Here is a 12,079-nt window from a genome sequence, read left to right as displayed (position 1 = left end):
GACGTGGACACCCCGGAGATCGTCCCCGGTGTACGGCAGGACATCCGCTACCTCGGGGCGATCCTCGGTGACGTCATCCGGGAACAGGAGGGGGAGGCGGTCTTCGACCTGGTGGAGTCGGCGCGCAGGGCGTCCTTCTCCATCCGTCAGGGCAGCACCCCCGTCAGCGACCTGGCGGACAGGCTCCGCGACATCCCCGCAGACCGCGCACTGCCGGTCATCAGGGCATTCAGCCATTTCGCGCTGCTCGCCAACCTCGCAGAGGACCTCCACGAGGAGCGGGTCCGCGACCACCTCGCCGAACGTGGTGACCCACCCCCCGCAGCAACGCTGGCCGCGACCTGGCGCACCCTTTCCGACAGCGGGGTCACCGCAGACCGGGTCACCGAGGTCATGGAGCACGCCTACGTCGCCCCCGTCCTCACCGCCCACCCCACCGAGACCCGCCGCCGCACCGTCTTCGACGTGCAGGCCGACATCACCCGCCTCATGCGGGAGCGGGGCAGGATCATCGCAGCCGGACGCACCGCCAGCAGTGACGTGATCCTCACCGACATCGACCGTGACATCCGCCGCCGCGTCACCATCCTCTGGCAGACCGCCCTGATCCGCTCGGCCCGTCCCCGGATCGAAGACGAGATCAACGTCGGACTGCGCTACTACACCATCAGCCTCCTCCGGGAGATACCGCTGCTCAACCTGAAGATCAGCGGGACACTCCGGGAAATCTACGGTCCCGGGGTGCCGGACACCCCGGTACTGCGGCCCGGATCCTGGATCGGGGGCGACCACGACGGCAACCCCTACGTCACCGGAGACACCGTCCGGTACGCCACGGACAGGGCCGCCCAGACAGTGTTCACCTGGTACCTCGACGAACTCGGGAAACTGGAGCATGAACTGAGCCTGTCCACCCGGCTCACCGACGTCCTCCCCGAGCTCACGGAACTCGCCGACCGTGGCAACGACGACGTCCCCTCCCGGGCCGACGAACCCTACCGCAGGGCGGTGCACGGCATCCGCGGCAGGCTCGCAGCCACGGCCACGACAGCACTGGGGGAGGACGCCGTACCGCCACGACTGGCCGACGGTCACCGCCCCTATGCGGCAGTCGCGGACGCCCTCACCGACCTTGGAGTTGTCGACCGCTCCCTCCGCGCCTCGAACGACGGAATCATCGCCGACCACAGACTCGCGACAGTGATCAGCGGACTGCGCACCTTCGGTTTCCGGCTCAGCGCACTGGACCTCCGCCAGAACTCCGAGAGCTTCGAAGCGGTCCTCACCGAGATGCTGGCACGGGCAGGAGTGACCGACAACTACGCGGCACTGGGTGAACAGGACAAGGTCACACTGCTGACCAAGGAACTGCACACCCCGCGCCCGCTGTCCGACCCCTCGGCACAGTGGAGCGAGGTCACCGCGAGGGAACTGGGGATATTCCGGGCCGCGGCCTCCGCCGCCACCAAGTTCGGCCCCGAGGTGGTCCCGCACTGCATCATCTCCATGGCGTCCTCCGTCTCGGACATCCTCGAACCGTTCCTCCTGCTCAAGGAGGTCGGGCTGGTCAGGGTCGACGACGGCGTCCTCAGCGGGGCAGTCGACGTGATCCCCCTGTTCGAGACCATCGACGACCTTGACGCCGGGGCGTCCGTGATGACCGCCCTGTGGCAGCTGGACTTCTACCGTGACTACGTCGTCACCCACCGCGACGGAGTTCAGGAGGTCATGCTCGGCTACTCCGACTCCAACAAGGACGGCGGATACCTCGCCGCGAACTGGGCACTCTATGACGCCGAGCTCGCCCTCGTCGCAGCCTCCCGGGAGGCCGGACTGGGCCTGCGCCTCTTCCACGGGAGAGGCGGAACTGTAGGTCGTGGCGGCGGGCCCAGCCACGAGGCTATCCTCGCCCAGCCGGAAGGTGCAGTCCAGGGCAGTGTGAGGATCACCGAGCAGGGGGAGATCATCTCCGCGAAGTACGGGGTCCCCTCGGTGGCACGGAGGAACCTGGAGGCCCTGGTCTCGGCGACCCTGGAGGCGAGCCTGCTGCCGGTCGACCGGATCCGCGACCCCGACCGCGCCTACGCGACGATGCGGGCGCTGGCCGCGAGCTCCCGGGAGACCTATTCGGCACTCATGCACGACGACCCGGGATTCATCTCCTACTTCACCTCGTCGACACCGTTGGCCGAGATCGGGAACCTCAACATCGGTTCCCGTCCCAGCTCGCGGAAGCAGACCAGCAGCATCGCCGATCTGCGTGCCATCCCCTGGGTCCTGTCATGGTCACAGTCGAGGGTCATGCTCCCGGGGTGGTACGGGGTGGGATCGGCACTGAGGGACTGGACGGAGGGTGACGCCGAACGTCTCAGCTACCTGCGTGAACTCCACCGGGACTGGCCGTTCTTCCGCTCCGTGATGTCCAACATGGCCCAGGTGATGGCCAAAGCGGACCTGTCTGTGGCCCGGCTCTACGCCGGGCTGGTCGCCGACCCGGACAGTGCCCGACGGATCTACACCGCGATCGTCGACGAATTCCGGCTGACCCTGGACATGTACGTCAGAGTCACGGGTACCGAAAGCCTCCTCGACGACAACCCCGGGCTGGCGGTGTCGATGCGCAACCGGTTCCCTTACCTCATCCCGTTGAACCTCCTGCAGGTCGAACTGTTGCGCCGGTACCGGGCAGGGGACAGGTCGGAGGACGTTCTCGACGGTATCCGGTTGACGATGAACGGGCTCGCCACCGGGCTGCGGAACTCCGGGTAGACTCCGGCACGTCTGACAGCAGGTCCCGGGGACAGCCCGGCGGCGGACACCCCGGCAGCGGGAGGACTGCACCCGCGGTCCCTGGTGCTAGAATACGTGGAGTTGTCCACGGCCCCCGGGTCGTGGCCGTCCACCGTGACCCGACCGACGTTAGGCAGAAGACCCCGTGATTCTCACCCTCCAGATTGTTCTGGTGCTCACCAGTCTCCTCATGGGACTGTCCGTGCTCCTCCACAAGGGTAAGGGAGGCGGCCTGTCCACCCTTTTCGGCGGGGGAATGCAGTCCAGCCTCTCAGGCTCCACCGTCGTGGAGAAGAACCTCGACCGGCTCACGATCGCCACCGCCGTCATCTGGGTCCTCGCCGTCATCGGCCTGAACCTCGCCCTCAACTACGGGGTCTGACGGACCTTAGCCGGCCCCGGTACCGTGTCCGGCGCCGCGTCCGCGTCGACATGGACGACCGTCGACACCGACCCCCGCGCCCCGGCCGCCGGCCACCCGGCAGGATCATCACCGGAGACCGCGTGACCCGCGGCCTCTTTTTTGGCGGAACCGCACACCAGCAGCCACACCTGACGGGCACGACGGACCTCGGCCAGCGTCAGCGAAACCCGCTCGGGCGGGGGCTTGGGACAGTTCCTCACCGGAACCACCGACCGCTCCGAGGTCAGTTCCGCCGTGCCGGGGAACAGGGAGTTCACATGCCCCTCCGGTCCCATGCCCAGCAGATGGAGGTCGAATCCTTCCGGGGCGAAACGCTCCAGGCACTGTGAGTATTCCTGCGCGGCGCGGTCGAGCCCGGGCCCGGCAGGGTCCTCGTCCCCGGCCGGCACCGCGTACCGGTGCACATTCTCCGCGGGGATGCCGACGTGTGACAGCAACGCGGCGTCCGCCTGCCCCTCGTTACGCTCCGGGTCGTCGGCCGGCACGTACCGTTCATCGCCGAAGAAGACGTGGACCCTGCTCCAGTCCACGGCAACGACGGGGAAGGAGTCCGCCACCGCCCGTGCGGCACGGTCCAGCGCCGCCAGTTCAGACAGGACGCCGATACCCGCCCCACCGCCGGTGAGGACGACACGGGCGTAACCGTCCGGCCCGTGGACCCCCCCCACACCGCCACCCTGCTGTACCGAGGCGATGAGTTCGACCATCCGGCGGGCCACACCGGAAACCAGGTCGTCCCGGTTCTGCCACACCACGCATTCCGCAGGCACAGGAGAAGCCTCCGCACTCACCGCGCACTCTCCTGAACAGACGGGGCGTGACCGGGCCCGTCGGCGGCGACGGTCACCCGGGGCAGTCCGTGGAGGGCGTCGCCGAACGCGGTGTCAGGTTCCAGGTGCCGCAGTTCCTCGGCAAGGCATTCGCCGAGGGTCCTGCGGTGCAGGGTCACCAGATTCTCCGTTCCCCCGTTGAGGATACGGACCGTGCGGTGGTCGACAACCTCCATGACCAGATCATCGGCGTCGAAATGGAGGACCACCCGTTCAACCGGCGCGGTGGGAAACCCGTCCGCGTCAAGAGGAACCGCAGGGGCACTGCCCGACAGGCGTGTCACAGGGGCATCGAGCCGGTCGGCCAGCCAGCCGGCCGCGATGTCGACGGCCGGGTCCTCCGCAGGCCCCGTGATCTCCACGGCGGTGACAGTCTCGCCGTCGCGCTGGTCCATGGCACTTGACAGGAGTCCCCGCCAGGGAGTGACACGGCTCCACACCAGGTCGGAATCACCCGGCGAGTATCCGATACGCCGACGGAAGATGGCCTTCGTCCCCTTCCCGGCCGCGGCGTCCGAGAAAGAGTCGGTGATGCGCCGGGTCGCGAGAGTGCCGAGGGCGTCCCCGGCAGGATTGCGGGGCGAGGTGAACGGCCACCAGACCACCACCGGGGTGTCCGGCAGAAGCAGGGGGGTGACCACGGCGTCCGCGTGGTCGGCCAGCTCACCGTGGAGACGCATGAGGATGACCTCGGCGGCTCCCGCGTCCCCGCCCACATAGAGTTCCGCGTCGAGGAAGACTTCGTCGGTGGTCCTGTCGTGCACCACGACGATCACCCGCGCAGGGTGCTCACGGGCCGCCTCATTGGCGCCGCGGACGACCGAGGGAAGATCCTCTTCGGAACGCACGGAGACGATGAGGGTCAGTACGCGTCCGGTGGCGACCTCACCACGCTGTTCCCTGAGGGCACGGAGTGTCTTCTCGATGCGGTGCGTGCTGGTCCTGCCCAGGTTCACGCCGCCGTCAGTGCGGACTTCATCAGCGGGGGCCGCGACGGGATCCGCCGTCGGCGGTGTCTTCGCGGCGTCGCGTGGGGGAGCGGGTGTGCCGGCGGTGCCGGAGATGTTTTCTGTCTCGTGTCCGGTCATGTGCCGGGTCCTGTCCACGGGAAAGTCACCGGATGTCACGGTCTCCTCCAAGCTCTGTCGAAGCGTTCCAGCATCCGGTCGGCGCCCTCGGGGCCCCAGGTGCCGGCAGGGTAGTCCTCCGGTCTCCCGGCTCCCGCCCAGAAGTCCAGTACCGGGTCAAGGATGCGCCAGGACTCTTCCACCTCTTCGTTGGTGGGGAAGAGGCTCGCCTCATCGAGCATCGCGTCGAGGATGAGACGCTCGTAGGCCTCGGGGGACTGCTCGGTGAAAGCCTCGGAATAGGAGAAGTCCATGTTCACGTCACGGACGTCCATCGCCGAACCCGGTACCTTCGACCCGAATCTCAGCAGCACACCCTCATCGGGCTGCACCCTGATCACCAGGACATTGTCCGCCTGGGTCTGTGTCTGTGCCTCGGTGAAGGACTGGTGCGGGGCAGACTTGAACACCAGGGCGATCTCTGTCACGCGGCGTCCGAGTCTCTTCCCGGTCCGCAGGTAGAACGGCACACCGGCCCAGCGTCGGGAGTTGATCCCGAACGTCGCGGCCGCGTACGTCTCCGTACCTGACTCCGGGTCGAAACCGGCCTCCTCGCGAAGACCGGGCACGAACTCCGAACCCTGCCAGCCTGCGGTGTACTGGCCGCGGGCAGTGGTCTGGGTGAACGGTCCCAGGGCCCGTGTCGCCTTCAGGACCTTGAGTTTCTCGGCCTTCAGTTCCGCAGGAGAGAAGGTGACCGGCTCCTCCATGGCCACGAGGGCCAGGAGCTGGAGGAGGTGGTTCTGCATCACGTCACGGGCGGCACCGATGCCGTCGTAGTAGCCGGCACGGCCGCCGAGTCCGATGTCCTCGGCCATGGTGATCTGTACATGGTCGATGTACCTGGAGTTGAACAGCGGCTCGAAGATCTGGTTGGCGAACCGGAGCACCAGAATGTTCTGGACGGTCTCCTTGCCCAGGTAGTGGTCGATGCGGAACACCGAAGACTCGGGGAACACCGCGTTGACGGTCCGGTTGAGCTCGCGGGCGGACTCCTCGTCGTGGCCGAAAGGCTTCTCGATGACGACCCTCCGCCAACCGCCGGAACTGTCGGCCAGGCCTGCCCGCTCGAGCTGGTTGCACACGTCGGAGAAGTACTGGGGCGGCACTGACAGGTAGTAGGCCCAGTTCCCGGCGGTACCGCGTTCGGAGTCCATCCTGCGGGTCATCTCCGCGAGACGGTCGAAGGCCGAGTCAGTCACGAAGTCACCGGTGACGAACTGGATGCCGGCCGCGAGCTGGTCCCAGACCGAATCCCGCCACGGGGTACGCGCCCGGTCACGGACCGAGGACAGTACCTCCGCCTCGAACTCCTCCTTGGTCCAGTCCCGACGGCCGTAGCCGATGAGACTGAAACCTGCGGGGAGCAGACCACGGTTGGCAAGGTCGTAGACCGCAGGGAGGAGCTTCTTCCGGGCCAGATCACCGGTGACGCCGAAAATCACCAGACCGCACGGACCGGCGATCCGGGGCAGACGCCTGTCCTCGGCGTTGCGCAGAGGATTGGACGTCACAGGCGGGCCCCGATCACACCGAGCAGGTCAGTCCAGGAACTGACGAACTTCTCGACGCCCTCACGCTCAAGAACCTCGAAGACGTCGTCCAGGTCGACACCGACCTCTTCGAGCGCCCGGAAAGTCCCCGCCGCGGAATCGGAGGTGCCGGTCAGGGTGTCACCGGTGATCACCGCATGGTCGACGGTGGCGTCCAGCGTGTTCTCCGGCATCGTGTTCACGGTGTGGGGTCCGACCAGTTCCGTGACGTAGAGGGTGTCCGGGTAGTCGGGGTTCTTCACCGACGTGGACGCCCACAGCGGACGTTGGATGTGTGCGCCCCGGGCGGCGAGGTCACGCCAACGGGGACTGTCGAGCAGAAGCTCTCCGAACGCGCGGTAGGCGAGCCGTGCATTGGCCACACCGGCCCGGCCGAGGAGCGCACCTGCGGCGTCCCCGCCGATCTCACCGAGCCTGCGGTCGATCTCCGTGTCGACGCGGGAGACGAAGAAGCTCGCGACGGAGTGGATCGTGGACAGGTCGTGACCGTTGGCCTCCGCGAGCTCGAGACCGGCCAGGAAGGCCTCGATGACCCGGCGGTAGCGTGCGACACTGAAGATCAGGGTGACGTTGACGCTGATGCCCGCACCGAGGACCTCGGTGATCGCGGGCAGGCACACCTCCGTGGCGGGGATCTTGATCATGACATTGTCCCGGCCGACACGTTCGTACAGTGCCCTGGCCTGAGCGACAGTCTCCTCAGGATCGCCGGCGAGACGCGGGTCAACTTCGATGGACACCCGCCCGTCGACGCCGTCGGAGGCACGCCAGGTGTCCGTGAAAATGTCACAGGCGTCACGGACATCGTCGACGGCCATGGTGAACACGGCCTCGCTGACGTCTGCGCCGGCAGCCTTGAGCTCGGCGATCTGGGCGTCATAGGCGGTCCCCTTCGACATCGCCGTCGCGAAGATGGCAGGGTTGGTCGTCACCCCGACGACGCCGCGGTCGGTGATGAGATCGGAGAGGTTTCCGGTGGTGATGCGGTCCCGGGAGAGGTCGTCGAGCCAGACGGACGTCCCGGCGGCGGCGAGGTCGGCTACTGCGTTGGAGGTCATCGGGAAGAACCAGCTTTCAGTGGTGGGTGTACCGGGATCAGAGGAGGGAACGGGCGGCGTCGACCACGGCGTCGGCGGTGATGCCGTACTCGCGGTAGAGGGTCTTGTAGTCGGCGGAGGCACCGAAGTGTTCGAGTGAGATGTTCACACCGTCGAGTCCGGTGTAGGCCTTCCACGGCATCGCGATACCGGCCTCGACAGAGACCCTGGCGGTGACAGCGGAGGGCAGCACGGATTCCCGGTAGTCGGCGTCCTGCTGCTCGAACCACTCCATGCAGGGAACGGAGACGACCCGCGTACCCGTTCCACCGGCCTCCAGCGTCGCAGCGGCCTCGACGGCGAGCTGGACTTCGGAACCGGTGGCCAGGAGGATCACCTGCGGTACCTCGGTGGAGGACTCGACGAGCACATAGGCGCCGCGTGGGACACCCGCAGCGGCCAGGTCGGCGGTGCCCTCGAGGACGGGGACACCCTGACGGGTGAGGACCAGTGCCTTCGGGGCGGCCGGGGCCTTCAGCGCAGCGGCCCACGCCACGGCAGTCTCGTTGGCGTCCGCCGGACGGATGACCGACAGATTCGGGATCGCGCGCAGCGCCGCGAGGTGCTCGACCGGCTGGTGGGTGGGGCCGTCCTCGCCGAGGCCGATGGAGTCGTGCGTCCAGACGTAGTAAACGTCCGTGCCCATCAGGGCGCCGAGACGGACGGCGCCCCGCATGTAGTCGGAGAACTGGAGGAATGTCGCACCGTAGGGACGGGTGCCGCCGTGCAGGGCGATGCCGTTGAGGATCGCCCCCATGGCGTGCTCCCGGATCCCGAAGTGGAGATTACGGCCGAAAGGCTCGGCGTCCCAGGCCCCGGTGGAGATCGAGACCGGTCCGAAGGAGGGGGAGCCCTTGATGATGGTGTTGGTTGACCCGGCGAGGTCGGCCGACCCTCCCCACAGTTCCGGAAGAGTCGCACCCAGTGCCTGGAGGGCCGCCTCGGACGCCTTGCGGGTCGCCAGGTTCTCCCCGGCCTGCCAGGTCGGCAGGTCGGCGTCGAAGCCCTCCGGCAGACGCCGTTCGCTCAGCCTGTCGAGGAGTTCACGGCGGTCCGGATTCTCCGAGGACCAGGCGTCGAAGTCCTTCCGCCAGTCTGCGTGTGCCGTTGCCGCGCGCTCGCGCAGTCGCCGGGTGTGGGCGATGACGTCGTCGTCCACGGCGAAGCTCTGCTCCGGGTCGAAGCCAAGGATCTTCTTGACACCGGCGACCTCGTCGGCCCCGAGCGCCGCCCCGTGGGCGCTGCCGGTGTTCATCTTGGTGGGGGCGGGGTAACCGATGACCGACCGGATCCGGATGAAGGACGGCCGGGCCGTGTCGGCCTGCGCCTCCTTCACGGCGGCGAGTATCGCGGTGACGTCCTCGGCGTCCGCCTCGAGGGTCTGCCAGCCGTAGGCGGCGTAGCGGGCCACGACGTCCTCGGTGAAGGCGATGTCGGTGTTGTCCTCGATGGAGATCGAGTTGTCGTCCCAGAAGACAATGAGGTTCCCCAGCTGCTGGGTGCCGGCAAGCGAGGACGCCTCGGCCGTGACACCCTCCTGGAGGTCACCGTCGGAGGCGATGACGTAGATGCGATGGTCGAAAGGGGACTCCCCGGCCGGGGCGTCCGGGTCGAAGAGCCCGCGCTCACGGCGGGAGGCCATGGCCATACCCACGGCGGACGCGAGGCCCTGTCCGAGCGGTCCGGTGGTGATCTCCACCCCGGGGGTGTGCCCGACCTCCGGGTGACCGGGTGTGAGGGAGCCCCAGGTGCGCAGGGCCCTGAGGTCGTCGAGCTCCAGACCGAATCCGCCCAGGTAGAGCTGGATGTACTGGGTGAGGGAACTGTGACCTGCCGAGAGGACGAAACGGTCACGGCCGATCCAGGCGGGGTCTGCGGGATCGTGCCGCAGCACACGCTGGTAGAGGGTGTAGGCCAGGGGAGCGAGAGACATGGCGGTGCCCGGATGGCCGGATCCGCAGTTCTCGACGGCGTCTGCCGCGAGCACTCGCGCGGTGTCGACCGCCCGGGTGTCGAGCTCAGTCCAGTCCTCCGGGTAGCGCCGGACGGTACGGGATTCGAGTTCCGGGGGGAGAGTCACGCTGGGGTCGCCTTCCTGAAGTGTTTCGGGGATACCCCGACAGTGTAGTTCCCCCGGAATGGTTATGGGGCTGCGGTGCGGTGGATTACGATCACCGGTGGGGCTCAGGTAACCTGACGGACTGGCAGCGCCGCCGTCGGTCGCCGGAGGAGAGTTCCGGTTTGCCCGGTCAACTTTGCCCGGTCAGCGGGGACGGCGACATGACTGTGGCAGACGGAGGACAGGAAACCCGTGGAGAAGATCAAGGCGTACATCTCGCTGACCAAGCCACGGGTCATCGAACTTCTCCTTGTGGCCGCGATCCCCTCCATGCTCCAGGCGCAGCGCGGTCAGATCGACCTGGGACTCGTCCTGCTGACCCTGGTGGGCGGGTGGATGGGCGCTGCTGCGGCGAACGCCTTCAACATGATCGCCGACTACGACATCGACCAGATCATGCGCCGGACCCACAGGCGCCCCCTGGCCCGTCACACCGTGACCAAGCGTCAGGCGACGGTGTTCGCGTGGTGCCTGACGGTGGCCAGTGTCCTGTGGCTCTGGCTGCTCTGCGGATCGTGGCTGGCCGCCGTGTTCATCATCGTTACGATCCTCTTCTACATCTTCGTCTACACGAAGTGGCTCAAGCGGCGGACCTGGCAGAACGTCATCTGGGGTGGTGCGGCCGGATGTATGCCGGTGATGGTCGGATGGGCGACGACGACCGACGCCACCGGCGGTGCCTTCCACGCCGGCTGGGAGTCATGGGGGCAGGCACTGGTGCTGTTCCTGATCATCTTCTTCTGGACGCCACCGCACACCTGGGCCCTCGGCATGCGCTACCGCGAGGACTACGAGGCCGCGGGAATTCCGATGATGCCGGTGGTCAAACCACCGGTGGAGGTCACCCGCCAGATCCTCTGGTACACGTGGGCGACAGTCATCTGTTCCCTGCTCCTGGTTCCCGCGGCCGGCTGGATCTACGCGGCAGTCGCCGTCGTCAGTGGTGCCTGGTTCATCATCCGGGCCTGGGCCCTGCACACCGGAGTGAAGAGCGGCGAGAAGGTCAAACCCATGAACCTGTTCTTCCTGTCGAACAATTACCTGTCCATCCTCTTTGTCGGGCTCTCGGTGGACGCCGTGGTCGGACTGCAGACGGTCGCGGAGATGCTCGGCGGCGCCTGACTGCAGCTTCCCGGAATTCCCCCGGGCCCGCCAGCGGGTCAGTCCGGGTGCCCTGCCACCGAGCGTTTCCATGCCCTGACGAGGTGTCGGGTGACCCCGAGTTCCTCGGCAATCCGGTCCTCGTCCCCGCCGTAGACAGTTTCCGCCCGGACGAAGTCCTCCACGCGTATCAGCAGATGTGCGGCGAAGCGGTCTGCCCGCGCCTCCTGCGCGCCTCCGCAGTCCGCAGGGTCGGCGTGGACCACATGCGCGAGCTCGTGCGCGAGAGTAGATCTGGTCTGGGCGTCCGACATTCCGTGGCGCACACTGATCCGTCGGGCGTCACTGTCCCACTCACCCTTGGGGCCGCCCCGGTACCAGCGGACGCTGCTGCCGGTGAGCAGCTCTGCCAGGGCCAGCAGATCCTCAGTGGAGGGGGTCGCTTCCGGCATCAGCGCGTCCTTCATCCTCGTCCGGGCTGCCGTCGGCCGCATGAGGGTGCGGCCGCCAGGAGACCACCGTGCCGTCGTCACGGTCGGTGACAGGCTGTTTTCCCTGCCTTCCCTGTCTTCCTTGCCTTCCCGTACCCCCTGTCCCGCCCGCGTGCTGACCCTCCGGAGCGGGGTTGATGAGGTCATCGTCCAGACCGAAAAGGGTGCGGGCCTCAGGATCGCTGCGCCGCAGGACTTCGTCGAGCAGTTCCTGGTTGGTCGCGGCGACGAGCGCACGGGGCACACCGACACCTTCGGTCTCCTCGGCCCGTAGATAGCCGGTTTCCACCAGTCCGTCCACCGGAGATCTCCCGTAGGCGCGGCACAGTGAGATGACGGCCGTGGGAGTGAGGGTACCCCGGCTGAGCTGGCGGGTGATGGTGCTGTGGGAGAGACCGATCTTCGCTGAGGCGACCCGGAGAGTGTCCGTTCCGATGAGCGCGTTGATCCACGCACGGTAATTCATTGTCCCCATGCTAGTGCACGATGTAGTCATACGCGGGGGGAGAGCACATCCGCGGACTGTTGCATATTGTCCGCTGAGATT

Annotated in this window: 10 protein-coding genes; 3 read left to right on the top strand and 7 right to left on the bottom strand. The window is 67.3% G+C overall.

The genetic code is table 11. The features are described from left to right. The first annotated feature begins 18 nt into the window (after positions 1-18). Together ppc and secG are read left to right on the top strand one after the other, a co-directional pair. Positions 19-2,769 (top strand): phosphoenolpyruvate carboxylase, encoded by a 2,751-nt coding sequence (ppc, locus tag BN3906_RS09845; protein ID WP_174217156.1) that lies wholly within the window; start codon positions 19-21, stop codon positions 2,767-2,769. A 166-nt stretch (positions 2,770-2,935) separates the two neighbouring features. Further along, entirely contained in the window at positions 2,936-3,172 is a 237-nt protein-coding gene (gene secG, locus BN3906_RS09840; protein WP_066587784.1) for a preprotein translocase subunit SecG, read from the top strand. Here secG and pgl read toward each other — a convergent pair. Genes pgl through tkt form a run of 5 tightly spaced genes read right to left on the bottom strand, consistent with a single transcriptional unit; the run spans position 3,160 to position 9,901 of the window. Next, positions 3,160-4,005 (bottom strand): 6-phosphogluconolactonase, encoded by an 846-nt coding sequence (gene pgl, locus BN3906_RS09835; protein WP_227870961.1) that lies wholly within the window; start codon positions 4,003-4,005, stop codon positions 3,160-3,162. The genes secG and pgl overlap by 13 nt on opposite strands. Then, positions 4,002-5,132, bottom strand: coding sequence for a glucose-6-phosphate dehydrogenase assembly protein OpcA (locus BN3906_RS09830; protein WP_078057488.1), 1,131 nt, complete (start codon positions 5,130-5,132; stop codon positions 4,002-4,004). The genes pgl and BN3906_RS09830 overlap by 4 nt, the downstream gene beginning before the upstream one ends. Before the next feature lie 35 nt (positions 5,133-5,167). Further along, complete coding sequence (gene zwf, locus BN3906_RS09825; protein ID WP_066587776.1) at positions 5,168-6,685, bottom strand: glucose-6-phosphate dehydrogenase; 1,518 nt, start codon at positions 6,683-6,685, stop codon at positions 5,168-5,170. Then, on the bottom strand, positions 6,682-7,782 hold the full coding sequence (tal, locus tag BN3906_RS09820; RefSeq protein ID WP_066587774.1) for a transaldolase: 1,101 nt from the start codon (positions 7,780-7,782) through the stop codon (positions 6,682-6,684). The genes zwf and tal overlap by 4 nt, the downstream gene beginning before the upstream one ends. 37 nt (positions 7,783-7,819) lie before the next feature. After that, positions 7,820-9,901 (bottom strand): transketolase, encoded by a 2,082-nt coding sequence (gene tkt, locus BN3906_RS09815; protein WP_066587765.1) that lies wholly within the window; start codon positions 9,899-9,901, stop codon positions 7,820-7,822. Between the two features lie 204 nt (positions 9,902-10,105). Between tkt and BN3906_RS09810 the strand changes: the two genes are divergently transcribed. Further along, a complete protein-coding gene (locus tag BN3906_RS09810; protein WP_261797033.1) occupies positions 10,106-11,062 on the top strand; it encodes a heme o synthase in 957 nt (318 codons plus the stop codon). Between the two features lie 38 nt (positions 11,063-11,100). On the opposite strand, the gene BN3906_RS09805 is transcribed toward BN3906_RS09810, so the two are convergent. Together BN3906_RS09805 and BN3906_RS09800 are read right to left on the bottom strand one after the other, a co-directional pair. Further along, positions 11,101-11,493, bottom strand: coding sequence for an ImmA/IrrE family metallo-endopeptidase (locus BN3906_RS09805; protein WP_066587760.1), 393 nt, complete (start codon positions 11,491-11,493; stop codon positions 11,101-11,103). Further along, on the bottom strand, positions 11,468-11,998 hold the full coding sequence (locus BN3906_RS09800) for a hypothetical protein (protein ID WP_066587758.1): 531 nt from the start codon (positions 11,996-11,998) through the stop codon (positions 11,468-11,470). Before BN3906_RS09800 ends, BN3906_RS09805 begins: the two co-directional genes overlap by 26 nt. Positions 11,999-12,079: the final 81 nt, after the last annotated feature.

This window comes from Corynebacterium provencense (genome assembly GCA_900049755.1).
GTDB lineage: Bacteria > Actinomycetota > Actinomycetes > Mycobacteriales > Mycobacteriaceae > Corynebacterium > Corynebacterium neomassiliense.
This window is presented reverse-complemented; position numbering and strand designations above follow the sequence as displayed.